Below are 16,924 nucleotides of genomic sequence, written 5' to 3'. Positions count from 1 at the left end.
ACGGCCCAGCACGGCATCCGGCAGGGACGCGGCGTCCGGCGCGTGCGCGGCACGGGCTACGGGCCACGCCCGGCGGCCGGTCCCAGCAGCCCGTCGGCCGCGCCCGCCTCGGCCCCGCGCCGACCGCCCACCCGGCCCGCCCTGGTCCGCGTCCCGGCGTCCGCGCGGGTGGGCACAGCGCGGCGTCCAGCGGGACCCGACGCGGCCCGGGCCCACCTCCCACCGGGTCCCGCCCAGGTGGGCGCCCCCACCCCCGCCCTGGTCAGCACCGCGCCCCGGCTGGCAGGATCGCGCGCATGTCCAACCTCGTGTCCCGTTTCGCCGGTCGCCGGGCCCTTCAGGCCGGGGCGGCCGGTGTCGTCGTCCTCGGGCTGCTGCTGTGGTGGCTGCTGCCGCTGGGCGACGCTCCGCCGAGCGGGACGATGACGCTGAGCACCGGCACGCGCGCCGGCGTGTACCAGAAGTACGGCGCGCTGCTGCGGGCCGAACTGGACGAGGACATGCCGGACCTGAACGTGCGGCTGCTGACCAGCGCCGGTTCGCAGCAGAACGTGAAGCGGGTGGCGACCGGCCAGGCCGACTTCGCGATCGCGGCGGCCGACGCGGTGGAGACGTACCGTCTGCTCGGCCGCCCCGGCGCCGGGAAACTGCGCGGCGTGGCCCGGCTGTACGACGACTACGTGCAGCTCGTGGTGCCGCCGGGCTCGGACGTCCACGCGGTCGCGGACCTGCGGGGCAAGCGCGTCGCGATAGGGCCGCCCAACTCGGGCGTCCGGCTGATCGCCGACCGCGTGCTGCGCGCGGCGGGCATCGACCCGGAGAAGGACATCACCCCGCAGGCGGACGGCATCGACACCGGCCCGGAGCGGCTCGGCAAGGGCCTCGACGCGTTCTTCTGGTCGGGCGGCCTGCCGACGGACGGTCTGAACACGCTGGCCGAACGGTCCGCGCTGCGCTTCGTGCCGATCGAGGACGAACTCGTCGCCAAGCTGCACCGGCAGGGCGGCGCCACGCGCTACTACCGCGCGCGGAACATGCCCGAGTCCGCGTACCCCGTCATCCAGAACGGCACCTCCGTGCCGACGATGGCCGTGTCCAACGTCCTGATCACCCGCGCCGACCTCGACCCCCGCCTCATCGAGTGGGTGACCCGGACCGTCATCCAGAGCCGCGACGGCATCGGCCGGGACGTCCACTCCGCCCAGCTCGTCGACGTGCGCACCGCGATCTACACCGACCCGCTGCCCCTGCACGAGGGCGCCCGCCGCTACTACCGCTCGGTCAAGCCGTAACTCACTCCCACGACCCTCACGGCCGATGCGACAGTGCCGCCGGTGCCGTCCGCGGCACCGTGACCGTCACCTCCAGGCCGTGCGGCTCGTGGTGGTCGTAGGTGATCGTGCCGCCGCCCGCCGCGAGCAGCGCGCGCGAGATGGACAGCCCGAGGCCGGAGCCCTTGACGTTCTGGTGCCGGCCGCTGCGCCAGAAGCGGTCGCCGACCCGGGCGAGTTCGTCGTCGGTCAGGCCGGGCCCGTGGTCGGCGACGACGACGCGCGAGCTCTCGGCGACGGAGGAGACGGTGACCCGCACGCTCTCCCCGCTCGGCGTGAACTTCACCGCGTTGTCGATGACCGCGTCCAGCGCGCTGGACAGCGTGACCGGGTCGGCCCAGGCCGTGGTGGCCGGGCAGTCGCCCTCCAGCCGTACGCCCTTGGCCTCGGCGGTCGGCGCCCACGCCGCGACGCGCTCGGCCGTCAGCGCGCCGATGTCGGTGACCTTCAGCTCCACCTTGGAGTGCTCGGCGAGCGCCAGGTCGAGCAGGTCGTCCAGCACCCGCGCCAGCCGCTTGCCCTCGGCCTGCACCGAGGCGATCTCCTCGTTGCCCTCCGGCAGTTCCAGGGCAAGCAGTTCGATGCGCAGCAGCAGCGCCGAGAGCGGGTTGCGCAGCTGGTGGGAGGCGTCGGCGACGAAGGCGCGCTGCTGCTCCAGCACGTTCTCGACGTTGTCCGCCATCTCGTTGAACGACCGGGCCAGGCGCTGGAGTTCCGGCGGCCCCCCGGTGGCCGCGACCCGCGACTTCAGACGCCCGGTCGCGATGTCGTGCGTCGTGGCGTCGAGGACGCGCACGGGCCGGAGCACCCAGCCCGTCAGCCGCAGCGCCGCGCCGACCGCCAGCAGCATCGCGGTGACCTCGCCCGCGCCGATGATCAGCCAGCCGTGCAGGATGCGCGAACGCATGGGCCCGGTGGGCGAGTCGATGACGACGACCGCGACGACGTCGCCGTCCCGGATGACGGGCGAGGCGACGACGAGGCTGTGCCGCTGCCAGGGCCAGACCTGCTCCGGGTCGTGGCTGCGGCGGCTGAGCAGCGCCTCCTCGAAGGCGTCGCGCACCTCGCCGGACCGCGGCAGGAACCACGTCTCCGGGGCGTGCGCCATGGGGGTGTCGGTGCGGTAGAACACTCCGGCCCGGATGCCGTAGACCCGGTGGTAGCTGCTCAGTTCGCGGCTCAGCGTGTCCAGGCGTTCGTCCTTGGCCGTCGGATCGTCGGCGACGAACTGCGCGAGGGCCGCGAACCGCGCGGTGTCGTCGATGCGGTCGACGACGACGTCCTGCTGCTGCGCGGCGGCGACGCTGACGGCGAGCGGCACGCCGAGGGCCAGCAGCACGGCCGCCATCAGGACGATCAGCAGCGGCAGGAGTCGCGTGCGCACCCCGGCCCGCTACGCGCCCGGGGCGACGAGCCGGTAGCCCACGCCGCGTACGGTCTCGATGAGCGCCGGCATGCGCAGCTTGGCGCGCAGCGACGCGACGTGCACCTCCAGGGTGCGCCCGGTCCCCTCCCAGCTGGTCCGCCACACCTCGCTGATGATCTGCTCCCGGCGGAACACGACGCCGGGCCGCTGGGCGAGCAGCGCGAGGAGGTCGAACTCCTTGCGGGTGAGCTGGACGACCGTGCCGTCCACGCTGACCTGCCGGGTCGGCAGCTCGATCCGCACGGGGCCGAGCCGTACGGCCGTCTCGATGCCGCTCGACGTGTCCTCGTGCGCGGTGCGCCGGCTGACGGCGTGGATGCGGGCGAGGAGCTCCCCGGTGTCGTAGGGCTTCACGACGTAGTCGTCGGCGCCGAGGTTCAGGCCGTGGATGCGGGAGCGGACGTCGGAGCGGGCGGTGACCATGATGACCGGGGTGGCGGTGCGCTTGCGGATCTTGCTGCACACCTCGTAGCCGTCCTGGTCGGGCAGGCCGAGGTCGAGGAGGACGACACCGAAGCCGTCGCCCTCGGGCACGAGCGCCTGGAGGGCCTCCTCACCACTGCGCGCGTGCGTCACGTCGAAGCCGTGTCGGGCCAGGATCGCGGACAGAGCTGCGGCGACGTGGTTGTCGTCCTCGACGAGCAGCAGTCTCATCCGGGCCCCTTTCGGTTCATCGGCCGTACCATTTTGAGGTGTAGAGATGGGTGGAACAGTGCGAGCACACGCACGCGTGCGTCGTGTGCAGTCACGCTGATGGACGAGGACGGCGTCAAGAGGGTTCCGGTTGCGGGCACCTACCGTTACGGGGCCGATATGCGCGCTGCTCACAAGTGCTACGACACGTGTCTGATTGCTATCGGATCGTGATCCTCAGATTCCCCTCAGATGTAATGACGCTGGTCGTGGTGCGTTACTACTGTCCTCCGAAACCGAGGAGGACGGAGCCTGAGAGCGATGACCGAAGTATCGGTGGCCAAGGAAGACGTGGCCGCAACCGGCGAACTGGTCGTCCTGAAGAGCGTCAACAAGCACTTCGGCGCGTTGCACGTACTCCAGGACATCGATCTGACAATCGCCCGCGGCGAGGTCGTCGTGGTCATCGGGCCCTCCGGGTCCGGTAAGTCCACGCTGTGCCGCACCATCAACCGCCTGGAGACCATCGACTCCGGCACGATCGCGATCGACGGCAAGCCGCTGCCGCAGGAGGGCAAGGCGCTGGCCCGGCTGCGCGCCGACGTCGGCATGGTCTTCCAGTCCTTCAACCTCTTCGCGCACAAGACGGTGCTCGAGAACGTGATGCTGGGCCAGATCAAGGTCCGCAGGGCCGACCGGAAGCAGGCCGAGGCGAAGGCCCGTCAGCTGCTCGACCGCGTCGGCGTGGCCACGCAGGCGGACAAGTACCCGGCGCAGCTCTCCGGCGGCCAGCAGCAGCGCGTCGCCATCGCGCGCGCTCTGGCCATGGACCCGAAGGTGATGCTCTTCGACGAGCCGACCTCGGCCCTCGACCCGGAGATGATCAACGAGGTCCTGGAGGTCATGCAGCAGCTCGCCCGCGACGGCATGACCATGATCGTCGTCACCCACGAGATGGGTTTCGCACGATCGGCGGCAAACCGCGTGGTGTTCATGGCGGACGGCCGGATTGTCGAGGAGGCTGCGCCCGACCAATTCTTCAGCAACCCGCGCAGCGATCGCGCCAAGGATTTCCTGTCGAAGATCCTGCATCACTGACCGGTGACCCTGTACCACTGATCAGCGCACCGTACCGTCACGGACGGCCCGCATCCGTTACTCACACCGAAGGATGTTCACCATGAGGCTCCGCAACATCACCGCCGCTACGGCCGTGGCGCTCACGCTCGCCCTGACCGCCACCGCCTGCGGTGGCGAGGACAAGGACAGCGACTCGGGCAGCGGCTCGGGCGGCGGCGACAAGATCAAGATCGGCATCAAGTACGACCAGCCCGGTCTGGGCCTGAAGGAGCCCGACGGTTCCTTCTCCGGCTTCGACGTCGACGTCGCCACTTACGTCGCCAAGGAGCTCGGCTTCAAGGAAGACCAGATCGAGTGGGTCGAGACCAAGAGCGCCGACCGCGAGAACGCGCTGGCGCGCGGTGACGTGAAGTTCATCGCCGCCACGTACTCGATCACCGACGAGCGCAAGCAGAAGGTCGACTTCGCCGGCCCGTACCTGCTGGCCCACCAGGACCTGCTGGTCAAGGCGGACTCGGACATCAGCAAGGGCACCGACCTCAACGGCAAGAAGCTGTGCTCGGTGACCGGTTCCACCTCGGCGCAGAACGTCAAGGACACGATCGCCCCGAAGGCGCAGCTGCGTGAGTACGGCGGCTACTCGGAGTGCCTCGCCGGCCTCCAGAGCGGTGCCGTCGACGCGCTGACCACGGACGACTCGATCCTCGCGGGCTTCGCCGCGCAGGACAAGTACAAGGGTCAGTTCAAGCTCGCCGGGCTCAAGCTCAGCAACGAGAACTACGGCATCGGCGTCAAGAAGGGCGACTCCGCGACCGTCGACAAGATCAACAAGGCCCTGGAGAAGATGGTTTCCGACGGCACGTGGGAGAAGGCCGTCAAGGACAACTTCGGCCCGGCCAACTACAAGAACGAGCCGGCCCCGAAGATCGGCCAGATCGTCAAGTAGCGCGGAACTCCGCTGACGCAGGAATCCGGCAGGTAACGCAGGGTTCCACAGGCACGCCGCCGTCCACGCCTCCCCGGGCGGCGGCGTGCCACGCCCTCCACGTACGCCACACACCCGGAAGCGCGGGAGATCGTGTTCGACTTTCTTGAAGGCTACGACGTCCTAGGGGCGTTCTGGATGACGGTGAAACTCACCGTCCTCTCCGCAGTCGGCTCCCTGATCCTGGGCACTGTGCTGGCCGCCATGCGGGTCAGTCCGGTCCCGCTGATGCGCGGATTCGGCACCGCCTACGTCAACATCGTCCGGAACATCCCGCTGACGGTCATCATCGTCTTCTCATCCCTCGGCCTCGCCGACATCTTCGGTATGACGATGGGTGTGCCCGACGACTTCGACGCGCTGGGCTTCCGGCTCGCCGTGTTCAGCCTGGTCGCCTACACCGCGGCCTTCGTCTGCGAGGCGATCCGCTCCGGCATCAACACCGTGCCTCTCGGCCAGGCCGAGGCGGCCCGCGCGATCGGCCTGAGCTTCAGCCAGACCCTGCGGCTCATCGTGCTGCCGCAGGCCTTCCGATCGGTCATCGGCCCGCTGGCCAATGTCCTGATCGCCCTGACCAAGAACACCACCGTGGCCGCCGCCATCGGCGTCGCCGAGGCCGCACTCCTGATGAAGGAGATGATCGAGAACGAGGCCCAGGTGCTGGCCATCGGCGCGATCTTCGCCCTCGGGTTCGTGGTGCTGACCCTTCCCACGGGCCTGTTCTTCGGCTGGCTCAGCAAGCGACTGGCGGTGAAGCGATGAGCTCCGTTCTCTACGACACTCCGGGCCCCCGCGCCAAGCGGCGCAACGTGCTCATCTCCGTCGCCTTCTTCGTCCTGCTCGCCCTGTTCCTGTGGTGGATCTGGCAGACGATGGACGAGAAGGGCCAGCTGCGGTGGGCCCTGTGGGAGCCATTCACGACCTCCCAGGCCTGGACGACGTATCTGCTGCCCGGCCTCGGCAACACCCTCAAGGCCGCGGCCCTCGCCGTGGTCATCGCCCTTCCGCTGGGCGCGGTCCTCGGCATCGCCCGCCTGTCCGACCACCGCTGGGTACGAGTCCCCGCCGGGGCCGTGGTCGAGTTCTTCCGCGCCATCCCGGTGCTGCTGCTGATGCTGTTCGCGGCCCAGGTGTACGTCGAGTACACGAACATCTCCAGCGACGACCGGCCGCTCTACGCGGTCGTCACCGGCCTGGTGCTCTACAACGCCTCGGTGCTCGCCGAGGTCGTCCGGGCCGGCATCCTCTCCCTGCCGAAGGGCCAGTCCGAGGCGGCGTACGCCATCGGTCTGCGCAAGGGCCAGACGATGCAGACGATCCTGCTGCCGCAGGCCGTCACCGCCATGCTGCCGGCCATCGTCAGCCAGCTCGTGGTCATCGTGAAGGACACCGCGCTGGGTGGCGTGATGCTCAACTTCACCGAGCTGCTGAACGCGCGCAGCACCCTCGCGGCCAACTACGCGAACGTCATCCAGAGCTTCATCGTGGTGGCGATCGTCTACATCGTGCTCAACTTCATCCTCACGTCGTTCGCCTCCTGGCTGGAGGGCAAGCTGCGCAAGAGCAAGCGCGGCACGGGCGCGGTCGTCGGCGCGGACGAGGTCGAGGAGCTGAACGCGGCGGAGATCGGCGCCCCGCAGAAGACGGACGGCGCTCCCTGACGCTCCCTCACCCCGTATGACCCGCACGGAGGCAGTGGCATGATCGCCGCTGCCTCCGTCACTTGACGCAAGCAGCGGCAATGGGTTGCATACGTTCTGTGATCGTGCACCCTGCTCCACCTTCCTGTTCATCCAGCTCTCTCAGGTCACTCACGCGGGCAGGGGGCGCCGCGCCGTGGACCCGGTGATCGTCGTCGGAGCGGGGCCCGTCGGGCTCACGCTCGCCCTGGGGCTGGCGCGTCAGGACGTGCCCTGCGTCGTCCTGGACGAGGGACCGGGCAAGGACGAACCGCGCCCCGCGCGCACCGTCGTGCTGCGCGAGGACACCGCGGCGCTGCTGGAGCGGCTGACCGGTGTGCCGCTCGCGCGGGCCGGCGCCCATTGGGCCGGATGGCGGTCGATGCGGCGCAAGCAGGTGATGCGCGAGGTCTCTTTCGACGACACCGAACCCGCCCCCCTGCACATCGCGCAGCACGTGCTGACCGGCGCCCTGCGCGCGGCCCTCGCACGCGAGTCACGGGTGAGGGTCGCCGTGGACAGCAGGGTCGACGGTGTGGAGCAGGAGGCCTCCGGCGTCACGGCCCACACCCGCGGCCCCAAGGGCACGTGGTGGCGGGGCAGTTACCTGGTCGGCTGCGACGGTCCCCGCTCGACCGTCCGCAAGCTCCAGGACATCCGCTTCCCCGGCCGCACGGCCGTGGAGCGGCATGCCGTCGCCGCCCTGCGCACCGAACTCCCCTGGCCCGGCGAGGCCCTGCTGCACCGTCTGCCGCCGTGGCGCACGTCCGGCCCGTCGGCCGGCGAGATCATCGCCCGCCCGCTTCCCGACGGGGTGTGGCGGCTGGACTGGCTGCTCCCGCCGGGCAAGGACCTCGTCACGCCCGAGCTGCTGGTGACCCGCGTCCGGGAGACGCTGGCCGGCTGGGCCGGCGGCTCGACCCCGCCGTACGAGCTGCTCGACACCGGGGTGCACACCGTCCACCACCGGCTCGCCCGGCGCTGGCGGGTCGGCCGGGTCTTCCTCGCCGGGGACGCGGCGCATCTGCTCGGCGCGCTCGGCACGCACGGCTTGGACGAAGGGCTCCGGGACGCCGACAACCTCGCCTGGAAGCTGGCGCTGGCCTGGCACCACGGCCCCCAGGAGGCACTCCTCGACAGCTACCAGGAGGAGCGGCGCGGCGCCGTCGCCGCCCGGCTGCGCGCCGCCGACCAGGCCCTGCCGATACTGCGCGGCGGTTCCGGAGGCCTGCGCTCCTTCGTGCCCGGCGCGGCCCGCGGCCACGACGCGCTGCTCACCGACGGTCACCTGGGACGCGGGGCGCTCGGCGCGCCCGGCACGTACGCCGACTCGCCTCTCGCGCCCCGGCACCTGGAGGGCGAGGTGCCGGTCGACACGCCGCCCGGGGCGCAGGTCGCCGACGTGCTGGTGACGGCGGAGGACGGCACGTTCGTGCGGCTGCGGGACCAGCTCGGGCGCGGCGCGCTGCTCGTGGTGCTCGTCGCGCCGGGCACGGGCGTGTGGGAGCGCAAGCACTGGGTGACGGCCGGCATCATGCCCCGGCTGGTGGCCGCGGTGACGGCGCTGCCGCACACCGCCGAACTCCTCGTCGCCGAGAGCTATCCGGGCGCGGCCGCCCACACGGTGCTCCTGGTCCGTCCCGACGGTCACCTGGTCACCGCCCTGAGCGGGGTCCGCCCGGCCGACCTGTACGCGGCCGCCGAAGCCGCCCTGGGCGGCGCGGCCGAGGCCGATGCCGACGCGGACGCCGAGGCACCGGCCGGCTCCCGCTGACGTGAGCGCCCGCCGTCGCCGCGGCGTCCGCGGCCCGCTTTCCGCATCCGCGTTCCGCATGGTGACGGCGAGTTGACCGGTTCTGGCGGCCGTGGTGTACTCCCGACCGTGACCGACACCTCTACGCGCCTGTGGCGGAGGGTCCACATGGACCTCGTCCGCTACGCGGGCTGCGTGTGTCGTCCGTCCTGCTGAATTCGCCTCTTCTCTCCCGCGCGCAGCGCCGTCCCCTCGGCCGCACGCGCCTCCGCGAACGCTCTCCAGGACGGTTCCATGTCTGCCTCCCCCGCCTCTCCGGCCCCGGTGCCGGCCGCCGTCGGCTCCGCTCCCACGCAGGCCGACCTGCTCGACTTCGTACGGCGGACCGCCGCCGACACCGAACTGATCGCCTCCCTCCCCCTCGACCCCGAGGGCCGCACCTGGCTGCGGCTGGACGGGCCCGGCGGCAGCGAGGCCTGGCTGATCGGCTGGCCGCCCGGCACGGGCACCGGCTGGCACGACCACGCCGACTCGGTCGGCGCCTTCTTCACCGCGTCCGGGGAGCTGCGGGAGTTCTCCCTCGCCGCCCGCCTGCCCACCGACGGCTGGAAGACCCTGGAGCTCACCGACGGCGTGGACCGCGAACGGCGGCTGACCGCCGGGCAGGGCCGCGCCTTCGGACGCCACCATGTGCACGAGGTCCTCAACGACTCCCCCGACCACCACGCGATCTCCGTCCACGCCTACTACCCGCCCCTGCCGCGCATCCGCCGCTACAGCCGCGCCGGCCAGGTACTGCGGCTGGAGCAGGTGGAGCGCCCGGAGGACTGGCAGTGAGCGGCACCGAGCGACGGCCCGAAGGGTCCCCACGCGCCCAGGACGCCCAAGGGCCCCTGGGCATCGACGAGTTGCTGGAGCGGGTGCGGGACGGCTACGAGCGCGTCGAGCCGCGGGAGGTCTACGAGGCCGCCCGCGCCGGGGACGCGCTGCTCGTGGACATCCGGTACGCGGCGCTGCGCGAGCGGGACGGGCTGATCCCGGGCGCCCTCGTCGTGGAACGCAACGAACTGGAGTGGCGCCTCGATCCGCGCGGCAGCCACCGCGCCCCCGAGGCGACGAGTCACGACCTGCGGATCGTCGTGATCTGCAACGAGGGGTACGCCTCCAGCCTGGCCGCCGAGTCCCTGCACCGGCTGGGACTGCGCCGGGCGACCGATCTGGTGGGGGGCTTCCAGGCGTGGCGGGCGGCGGGGCTGCCGGTGACGGCGGCGTAGACCCTGCGCCCGCGTCTGCTCAGAACCCGTCCTCCGGCAGGAACTCCGTGTCCTCGCCCTCCTCCTCCAGCGCCTGGCGGACCACTCTCAGGGCCATGCCCTCGGGGTAGCCCTTGCGCGCGAGCATGCCCGCGAGGCGGCGCAGGCGCTTGTCGCGGTCGAGGCCGCGGGTGGCGCGCAGCTTGCGGTCCACGAGTTCGCGCGCCGTGGCCTCCTCCTGCTCGGAGTCGAGCTGGGAGACGGCCGCGTCGATCAGTGTGGAGTCGACGCCCTTCGTGCGCAGCTCCCGGGCGAGCGCACGTCGGGCCAGGCCCCGGCCGTGGTGCCGTGACTCCACCCACGCGTCGGCGAACGCGCTGTCGTTGATCAGCCCGACCTCCTCGAACCGCGACAGCACCTCCTCCGCGGCCTCGTCCGGGATCTCCCGCTTGCGCAGGGCGTCCGCGAGCTGCTTCCGCGTGCGCGGGGTCCCGGTGAGCAGGCGCAGGCAGATCGCCCGTGCCTGCTCCACCGGGTCCCCCGGAGGCTCCCCCTTCTCGGCCCTCGACGAGGAGGAGGCACCCCCGTCCTCACCGGACGGCTCCCCGCGGCCCCGTCGGCGGCTCCCCCGTGAGCCACCCGTGCCGCGGGCACCGCGGGTCCCGCCCGGGCGTCTGCCGCCGGGGCCGCCCGTGCCGTACGGCCGGTCCTCGTGCCCCGGCCCGTCGCCGTACGGCTCCCCCGTGCCGTACGGCGCCGCGCCGCGGTACTCCCCGTGTCCGCCGTACTCGCCGTGTCCCCCGTACGCGTCGTCGCCCGGTCCGGCGGAGCCTTCGTACTCGGCCCAGTCGGTTCGTCGTGTCACGGTCAGCTCTTGGCTGCCGCGGCCTTGGACTTGGTGGCCTTGGCCGCGGGAGCGGGCACCGCCGTGGCGGCGTCGGCCGGAGCCGGCGTGGCCGCGGCGTCCGGGCCCGGCTCGGTGGCCGGTTCCTCGGGACGCACGCCGACGCCCAGCTTCTCCTTGATCTTCCGCTCGATCTCGTTGGCCAGGTCGGGGTTGTCCTTCAGGAAGTTGCGCGCGTTCTCCTTGCCCTGGCCGAGCTGGTCGCCCTCGTACGTGTACCAGGCGCCGGCCTTGCGGACGAAGCCGTGCTCCACGCCCATGTCGATCAGGCCGCCCTCGCGGCTGATGCCGTGGCCGTAGAGGATGTCGAACTCGGCCTGCTTGAAGGGGGGCGCGACCTTGTTCTTGACGACCTTGCAGCGGGTGCGGTTGCCGACCGCCTCCGTGCCGTCCTTCAGGGTCTCGATGCGGCGGATGTCGATGCGCACCGAGGCGTAGAACTTCAGCGCGCGGCCACCGGTCGTGGTCTCCGGGGAGCCGAACATCACGCCGATCTTCTCGCGGAGCTGGTTGATGAAGATCGCGGTGGTCTTGGACTGGTTGAGCGCGCTGGTGATCTTCCGCAGGGCCTGGCTCATCAGGCGGGCCTGCAGACCGACGTGGCTGTCGCCCATCTCGCCCTCGATCTCCGCGCGCGGGACGAGCGCGGCGACGGAGTCGATGACGATCAGGTCGAGGGCACCGGAGCGGACCAGCATGTCCACGATCTCCAGGGCCTGTTCGCCGTTGTCGGGCTGGGAGAGGATCAGGTTGTCGATGTCGACGCCGAGCTTCTTCGCGTACTCGGGGTCGAGGGCGTGCTCCGCGTCCACGAACGCGACCTGGCCGCCGGCCTTCTGCGCGTTGGCCACGGCGTGCAGCGTCAGCGTCGTCTTGCCGGAGGACTCCGGTCCGTAGATCTCGACGACGCGGCCGCGCGGCAGGCCGCCGACGCCGAGCGCCACGTCGAGAGCGGTCGACCCGGTCGGGATGACCTCGATGGGCTCCTTCGTGCGGTCGCCCATGCGCATGACCGCGCCCTTGCCGAATTGCCGTTCAATCTGTGCGAGCGCGGCATCCAGGGCCTTCTCGCGGTCGGTTCCTGCCATGGGTTCCACCCGATTTGCTTGTGTCGATCGCTTCACGTCAAAGACGCTAACGCCTGCCACTGACAATGCGCCCCGACGCACGTCCGGCCTGTGGATAACTCGGGTGCATCTCCGTCGAAACCGGGGTGAAGCACCCGTCCAGAGCCTGGCCGGAGCCTCCATAAGAATGGATGTTCGATTTTCGTGTCAAGCGCACCACGCGGGCCCCGGAGGGGTCCTCACGACCGCCGCTCCGAGTCCGGCGGCCCCGGACGCTCCGGCCTCGGACGCTCGGCCTCCGGACGCTCCGTCTCCGGTCGCCGCGCCCACGCCCGCCAGGCACGGGTGAGCGCCCGGGGCCCGCCGGGACCGCGCCGGTGGCCGTGCACACGTGGGTCGTCCGTGACGTCGTACCGCTTCACGTACGCGCCCAGGAACGCCTGGAGCGTGGCGACGGCGGGGATGGCGACCAGGGCGCCGACCGCACCGAGGAGGGCCGTCCCGGCGATGACCGACCCGAAGGCGACCGCCGGGTGGATGTCGACGGTCTTCGCGGTCAGCTTGGGCTGGAGCACGTAGTTCTCGAACTGCTGGTAGAACACGACGAAGATCAGCACCCACAGCGCGTACCAGGGGTCGACCGTGAAGGCGATCAGCATGGGCAGGGCGCCCGCGAGGTACGTGCCGATGGTGGGGATGAACTGCGACACCAGGCCCACCCACACCGCGAGCACGGGCGCGTAGGGCACGTTCAGGAACTCCAGCAGCACGAAGTGCGCCGCGCCCGAGATGAGCGCCATCAGTCCGCGCGAGTACAGGTAGCCGCCGGTCTTGTTGACGGCGATCTCCCACGCGCGCAGCACCTCCGCCTGCCGCGCGGGCGGCAGCACCGAGCACAGGGCACGGCGCAGCCGGGGGCCGTCGGCGGCGAAGTAGAACGAGAACAGGGCGACCGTCAGCAGCTGGAAGAGGCCGCCGAGGACCTGGGCGGACACGTCGAGGACGCCGGTGGCGCTGTTCTGGACGTAGTTGCGCAGCCAGTCGGAGCGCAGCAGGCCCTCCTGGACGTCCACGCGCCGCAGCTCGGTGCGGAAGTGCGTGTTGATCCAGTTGATGACGGAGTCGATGTACTCGGGGAAGCCCTCGACCATCTTGATCAGCTGGCCCGCGAGCATGGAGCCGAGCAGGGTGACGAAGCCCGCGGCCACGACGATCACGGTGAGGAAGACCAGAGCCGTGGCCAGTCCTCTGCGCAGTCCGCGCGAGGCCATCCAGCTCACCGCGGGTTCCACGGCGAGGGCCAGGAAGAACGCGATGAGGACGTTGATCAGCAGACCGGTGAGCTGGTGGAACGCCCAGCTGCCCAGCTGGAACACGGCGACGAGGGCGAGCGCGAGGACCATCGCGCGCGGCAGCCAGCGCGGCATGCCGGCACCGTCCACCGGCGTCGGCGGGCCGGGTGGCCTCGGGCCGGACGGGGGCGCGTGCCGGGCCGTCTGCCCGGTCTCGTCAGTGGATGCCACGGTGCAAGTCTCGCCCACACCGCAGGTCGCCCGCCGACCCGCCCCCGCGTGCCTCGCGGCTCAGCGCTTCTCGCTCGGCACGTCCATCACCGCGCAGACCACCCGCCACACGTCCTTGGCCTCCCAGCCGGCGGCCAGCGCCTCGTGCACCGTGCGCCCGCCGAGCTCCGACATCACGTGGTCGCGCGCGAACATTTCGGCGTGGCCCGGACCGAAGTGATCCGCCATCCGCTCCCAGAAGACCGTCAACCGCATGACGTCAGTATCCCGCCCCCGGGGGTGGGCCCGCGAAGGGACCACTCACCGCCGCCGCTTTCCGCCTACGGTCTGACGCATGGCCGAAACAGGAGCTTCCCCACTCCCCCCGACGCCCCCGGCGCGGTCCCCGCTCGCCCGCGCCGAACGCTTCGTGTGGCTCACCGCGCGCGTGCTGGAACAGCATCTCTTCGCGTACCACTTCCGGGGTGGCGCCGCCGACCCGGTGGAGACCGCACTGGACGCCTACCGCAACGACGACGGCGGTTACGGCCACGCGCTGGAACCCGATCTGCGCGGCCCCGTGAGCCAGCCCCTGCACACCGCCCGCGCCCTGCGCGTCCTGGACGAGGTGGGGCGCTGCGGCGGTCTGCGCGTGGAGCGCGTGTGCCGCTACCTGACGTCCGTCTCCACGGCGGACGGCGCGCTTCCGGCGATCCATCCCAGCCAGCGCGGCTACCCGGCGGCGCCCTTCGTGCCGGTCGTGGACGACCCGCCCAGCGAACTGCTCGCCACCGGGCCCGTGGTGGGGCTGCTGCACCGGAACGAGGTGTGGCACGCCTGGCTGTTCAGGGCCACGGACTTCTGCTGGCAGGCGGTCGAGTCCCTGGAGAAGTCCCATCCGTACGAGGTGGAGGCCGCGGTCGCCTTCCTGGACTCCGCGCCGGACCGCACACGCGCGCGTACGGCGGCCGAGCGACTGGGCCGCCTGGTGCGCGAGCAGCGCCTCGCCGCCCTGGACCCGGACCACCTGGACGCGTTTCCCGTGTCCCCCGGCTACGCGCCGCGCGAGCACCACTTCCCGCACGACTACGCACGCACGCCCGACTCCCTCGCGCGCGCGTGGTTCACGGACGCCGAGATGGAACGCTCCCTGGACTTCCTGGCGGCCGAGCAGGAGGAGGACGGCGGCTGGCCGATCCGCTGGCGCCGGTGGGCGCCGGCCCCCGCCCTGGAGGCGCGCCCCCTGGTGACTCTGGAGGCCCTGCGCACGCTGCGCGCGTACGGCCGCGCCATCGACTGACGGCGGCCGCCTCGCGGGAAGTCGTTCACCCGCCCAGTGCCCTCACCCCCGCGGTCACGGCGACGGCCGCCGCGACGACGACCAGGAACGGCGCACGCAGCACGAGCGCGACGGCGGCAGCGGCGACTCCCGCGGCACGCGCGTCCAGGACGAGCGCCTGCCCGTCGGCGAAGGTCTGCTGGGCGGTGAGGGCGGCGAGCAGGGCGACCGGCAACAGCGCGGCCAGCCGCCGCACGAGCGGTCGTTCCAGGGCGCCCGCGGGCACCATCAGTCCGGCGAGCTTGACGGCGTAGCAGCCGAGGGCGGTCACACCGATCGCGATCCAGATGTTCAACGGTCTTCCTCGGACGGGTCGTGGGGAACGCCGGCCGTGCGGCCGGGGTCGCCGGGCTCGCGGCCGTGCGCGTCGGGCGCGGTGGTGTCGCGCTCGCCGCTGCGGCGACCGTGCGCCCACAGGACGGCCGGGGCGGCGAGCGCGGCGACCAGGACGGGCACGCCGGCCGGCAGTACGGGCAGCAGGCCGAGCCCCAGCAGGACGGCGAGTCCGGCGACGGCCCGCTCGACCCCGGTCTTGAGCATCGGCGCGAGCAGCGCCAGGAAGGCGGCGGGACCGGCGGCGTCCAGGCCCCACGCGTCGGTGTCGCCCATGGCCTCGGCGCCCAGCGCGCCGAGCAGGGTGGTGAGGTTCCACAGCAAGTACAGGGTGAGCCCGGTGACGGCGAATCCGATCCGGGCGCTGCGCCGGGTCGGCTGGGCCAGCGAGACGGCGGCGGTCTCGTCGATGACCCACTGGGCGGCGAACGGCCGCACCGCGCGCGGGAGGGCGAGCAGCTGCGACAGGCGCAGCCCGTAGAAGGCGTTGCGTACGCCCAGGAAGAAGGCCCCGGCCGCCGCCGTGAAGGGGCTGCCCCCGGCCGCGAGCGCCCCGACAAGGGCGAACTGGGAGGCGCCTGTGAACACGAGCAGGCTGAGCGCGCAGGTCTGCAGGAGCGAGAGCCCGCTGCCGGCCGAGGTCACGCCGAAGGCGAACCCGGACAGCCCGACGGCGATCCCGACACCGAGGGCGTCCCGCACGACAGCCCTGTCCGGCTTCCCTCCGCCTTCTTCAGATATGTCCGCTATTGCTGTCTGTTCTGCCACGCGTCGGACGGTACGTGGAGTCGTCGCCGCACGTCTTGTACGTTCTTGCGCTCCCGCTGGTAGGCGCCCGGGGGCACCCCGACGATGCGGGTGAAGTGCCGGTTCAGGTGCGGCTGGTCGGTGAACCCGACGGCGGCCGCCGCCTCCGCGGGCGTCGTCCCCGCGTCGAGCAGCCGTCGCGCGTGGCGGACGCGGGCGTCGGTGAGCCAGGTGTGGGGCGGCATGCCGTAGGCGTCCCGGAACGCCCTGAGCAGCGCGAACGGGCTGGTGCCGAGATCCGCGGCGAGCTGTTCCAGCGTGGGCGGCGCGGCCATCCGGTCCTCCAGCACGGCACGCGCGCGTGCGGCGATCCGGGCCCCGGCCGTCCGGACCTCCCGCTGCGGCAGGGGCCCGCCGTTCAGCCGCAGCAGCCGCGTCACGGCGACCCGCAGCAGGGTGTCGGCGGCGAGCGCGTTGCCCTCGTCGGTGGCCCGCAGCACGCGGTGCACCATGGCCACGGCGTACGGATCGTCCAGCACCGGCCGTACGAACCCGGGCGTGCCCCGCAGTGTGGTCGTCTCGGCGGCTATCGCGGTCACGACCTCGGGCGACGGGTACACCGCCCCGTACCGCCAGCCCTCGGGCACCCCGGCCCGGCCGGTGTGCGGTGTGTCCGGATTGACCAGCGCGAGCGCGCCGGCCCCCGCGTACTGGTCGCCGCCACCGTGGTGGAACACCTCGACGCCGTCGGCGATGGCGGCGATCACGAAGTGCTCGTGGGTGTGCCGTACGAAGGTCTTGCGGATGTAGCGGGCGCGCAGCAGGTCGACCCCCGGCAGATCGGCGTACTGCCAGTGCCGTGCCCGCTCGCCGGATACCGCCATGTCCTCAT

Annotated in this window: 19 protein-coding genes; 10 read left to right on the top strand and 9 right to left on the bottom strand. The window is 72.0% G+C overall.

Features of this window, described 5'->3' with window-relative positions; translation table 11 throughout:
• Positions 1–296 precede the first annotated feature (296 nt).
• Positions 297–1,292 carry a TAXI family TRAP transporter solute-binding subunit gene (locus ACZ7D7_RS24790; RefSeq protein WP_470827047.1) on the top strand — a complete coding sequence of 332 codons (996 nt, stop codon included), beginning with the start codon at positions 297–299 and terminating at the stop codon, positions 1,290–1,292.
• A 16-nt stretch (positions 1,293–1,308) separates the two neighbouring features.
• On the opposite strand, the gene ACZ7D7_RS24785 is transcribed toward ACZ7D7_RS24790, so the two are convergent.
• The gene (locus tag ACZ7D7_RS24785; RefSeq protein ID WP_470827046.1) at positions 1,309–2,715 is read right to left on the bottom strand and encodes a HAMP domain-containing sensor histidine kinase; all 1,407 of its coding nucleotides are present in this window, start codon (positions 2,713–2,715) and stop codon (positions 1,309–1,311) included.
• Between the two features lie 9 nt (positions 2,716–2,724).
• Positions 2,725–3,411 carry a response regulator transcription factor gene (locus ACZ7D7_RS24780; protein ID WP_470827045.1) on the bottom strand — a complete coding sequence of 229 codons (687 nt, stop codon included), beginning with the start codon at positions 3,409–3,411 and terminating at the stop codon, positions 2,725–2,727.
• Between the two features lie 300 nt (positions 3,412–3,711).
• Between ACZ7D7_RS24780 and ACZ7D7_RS24775 the strand changes: the two genes are divergently transcribed.
• From ACZ7D7_RS24775 to ACZ7D7_RS24740, 8 genes are all read left to right on the top strand, one after another.
• Positions 3,712–4,488 carry an amino acid ABC transporter ATP-binding protein gene (locus ACZ7D7_RS24775; protein WP_470827044.1) on the top strand — a complete coding sequence of 259 codons (777 nt, stop codon included), beginning with the start codon at positions 3,712–3,714 and terminating at the stop codon, positions 4,486–4,488.
• Between the two features lie 82 nt (positions 4,489–4,570).
• Entirely contained in the window at positions 4,571–5,416 is an 846-nt protein-coding gene (locus tag ACZ7D7_RS24770; RefSeq protein ID WP_470827043.1) for a glutamate ABC transporter substrate-binding protein, read from the top strand.
• A 132-nt stretch (positions 5,417–5,548) separates the two neighbouring features.
• Entirely contained in the window at positions 5,549–6,217 is a 669-nt protein-coding gene (locus ACZ7D7_RS24765) for an amino acid ABC transporter permease (RefSeq protein WP_470827042.1), read from the top strand.
• Positions 6,214–7,116 (top strand): amino acid ABC transporter permease, encoded by a 903-nt coding sequence (locus tag ACZ7D7_RS24760; protein WP_470827041.1) that lies wholly within the window; start codon positions 6,214–6,216, stop codon positions 7,114–7,116. The genes ACZ7D7_RS24765 and ACZ7D7_RS24760 overlap by 4 nt, the downstream gene beginning before the upstream one ends.
• Positions 7,117–7,291: 175 nt before the next feature.
• Positions 7,292–8,908, top strand: a complete 1,617-nt coding sequence (locus ACZ7D7_RS24755) for an FAD-dependent monooxygenase (protein WP_470827039.1) — start codon at positions 7,292–7,294, stop codon at positions 8,906–8,908.
• Between the two features lie 108 nt (positions 8,909–9,016).
• Complete coding sequence (locus ACZ7D7_RS24750; RefSeq protein ID WP_316731559.1) at positions 9,017–9,103, top strand: putative leader peptide; 87 nt, start codon at positions 9,017–9,019, stop codon at positions 9,101–9,103.
• A gap of 78 nt (positions 9,104–9,181) precedes the next feature.
• Positions 9,182–9,724: a cupin domain-containing protein gene (locus ACZ7D7_RS24745; RefSeq protein ID WP_470827037.1), complete on the top strand. Its 543-nt coding sequence runs from the start codon at positions 9,182–9,184 to the stop codon at positions 9,722–9,724.
• On the top strand, positions 9,721–10,161 hold the full coding sequence (locus ACZ7D7_RS24740) for a rhodanese-like domain-containing protein (RefSeq protein WP_470827036.1): 441 nt from the start codon (positions 9,721–9,723) through the stop codon (positions 10,159–10,161). The genes ACZ7D7_RS24745 and ACZ7D7_RS24740 overlap by 4 nt, the downstream gene beginning before the upstream one ends.
• A 19-nt stretch (positions 10,162–10,180) precedes the next feature.
• Here ACZ7D7_RS24740 and recX read toward each other — a convergent pair whose 3' ends face one another.
• The 4 genes from recX to ACZ7D7_RS24720 form a co-directional block, all read right to left on the bottom strand.
• A complete protein-coding gene (recX, locus tag ACZ7D7_RS24735) occupies positions 10,181–11,005 on the bottom strand; it encodes a recombination regulator RecX (protein WP_470827035.1) in 825 nt (274 codons plus the stop codon).
• A gap of 2 nt (positions 11,006–11,007) precedes the next feature.
• The gene (gene recA / locus ACZ7D7_RS24730) at positions 11,008–12,132 is read right to left on the bottom strand and encodes a recombinase RecA (protein WP_470827034.1); all 1,125 of its coding nucleotides are present in this window, start codon (positions 12,130–12,132) and stop codon (positions 11,008–11,010) included.
• Between the two features lie 218 nt (positions 12,133–12,350).
• On the bottom strand, positions 12,351–13,634 hold the full coding sequence (locus tag ACZ7D7_RS24725; protein ID WP_470827032.1) for an AI-2E family transporter: 1,284 nt from the start codon (positions 13,632–13,634) through the stop codon (positions 12,351–12,353).
• Between the two features lie 60 nt (positions 13,635–13,694).
• Positions 13,695–13,889, bottom strand: coding sequence for a DUF3046 domain-containing protein (locus ACZ7D7_RS24720; protein WP_470827031.1), 195 nt, complete (start codon positions 13,887–13,889; stop codon positions 13,695–13,697).
• A gap of 79 nt (positions 13,890–13,968) precedes the next feature.
• Between ACZ7D7_RS24720 and ACZ7D7_RS24715 the strand changes: the two genes are divergently transcribed.
• A complete protein-coding gene (locus ACZ7D7_RS24715) occupies positions 13,969–14,913 on the top strand; it encodes a hypothetical protein (protein ID WP_470827029.1) in 945 nt (314 codons plus the stop codon).
• Between the two features lie 25 nt (positions 14,914–14,938).
• Here the strand turns inward: ACZ7D7_RS24715 and ACZ7D7_RS24710 are convergent, their stop codons facing one another.
• The 3 genes from ACZ7D7_RS24710 to ACZ7D7_RS24700 are packed head-to-tail and all read right to left on the bottom strand — an operon-like array spanning position 14,939 to position 16,916.
• Positions 14,939–15,247 carry an AzlD domain-containing protein gene (locus tag ACZ7D7_RS24710; protein ID WP_470827028.1) on the bottom strand — a complete coding sequence of 103 codons (309 nt, stop codon included), beginning with the start codon at positions 15,245–15,247 and terminating at the stop codon, positions 14,939–14,941.
• Positions 15,244–16,053 (bottom strand): AzlC family ABC transporter permease, encoded by an 810-nt coding sequence (locus tag ACZ7D7_RS24705; protein ID WP_470827027.1) that lies wholly within the window; start codon positions 16,051–16,053, stop codon positions 15,244–15,246. Before ACZ7D7_RS24705 ends, ACZ7D7_RS24710 begins: the two co-directional genes overlap by 4 nt.
• Positions 16,032–16,916 (bottom strand): AraC family transcriptional regulator, encoded by an 885-nt coding sequence (locus ACZ7D7_RS24700; protein WP_470827025.1) that lies wholly within the window; start codon positions 16,914–16,916, stop codon positions 16,032–16,034. Before ACZ7D7_RS24700 ends, ACZ7D7_RS24705 begins: the two co-directional genes overlap by 22 nt.
• Between the last annotated feature and the right edge of the window lie 8 nt (positions 16,917–16,924).

The organism is Streptomyces sp. NPDC037054, assembly GCF_055606745.1.
The sequence above is the reverse complement of the archived record's forward strand: the minus strand, read 5'-3'. Positions and strand labels throughout refer to the sequence as shown.

What these genes read in the sequence shown, in the direction of transcription:
- ACZ7D7_RS24790 (WP_470827047.1), top strand. Translation starts at nt 297, where the DNA reads ATGTCCAACCTCGTGTCCCGTTTCGCCGGTCGCCGGGCCCTTCAGGCC.
- ACZ7D7_RS24780 (WP_470827045.1), bottom strand. Translation starts at nt 3,411, where the DNA reads ATGAGACTGCTGCTCGTCGAGGACGACAACCACGTCGCCGCAGCTCTG.
- ACZ7D7_RS24775 (WP_470827044.1), top strand. Translation starts at nt 3,712, where the DNA reads ATGACCGAAGTATCGGTGGCCAAGGAAGACGTGGCCGCAACCGGCGAA.
- ACZ7D7_RS24770 (WP_470827043.1), top strand. Translation starts at nt 4,571, where the DNA reads ATGAGGCTCCGCAACATCACCGCCGCTACGGCCGTGGCGCTCACGCTC.
- ACZ7D7_RS24760 (WP_470827041.1), top strand. Translation starts at nt 6,214, where the DNA reads ATGAGCTCCGTTCTCTACGACACTCCGGGCCCCCGCGCCAAGCGGCGC.
- ACZ7D7_RS24745 (WP_470827037.1), top strand. Translation starts at nt 9,182, where the DNA reads ATGTCTGCCTCCCCCGCCTCTCCGGCCCCGGTGCCGGCCGCCGTCGGC.
- recA (WP_470827034.1), bottom strand. Translation starts at nt 12,132, where the DNA reads ATGGCAGGAACCGACCGCGAGAAGGCCCTGGATGCCGCGCTCGCACAG.
- ACZ7D7_RS24720 (WP_470827031.1), bottom strand. Translation starts at nt 13,889, where the DNA reads ATGCGGTTGACGGTCTTCTGGGAGCGGATGGCGGATCACTTCGGTCCG.
- ACZ7D7_RS24715 (WP_470827029.1), top strand. Translation starts at nt 13,969, where the DNA reads ATGGCCGAAACAGGAGCTTCCCCACTCCCCCCGACGCCCCCGGCGCGG.
- ACZ7D7_RS24700 (WP_470827025.1), bottom strand. Translation starts at nt 16,916, where the DNA reads ATGGCGGTATCCGGCGAGCGGGCACGGCACTGGCAGTACGCCGATCTG.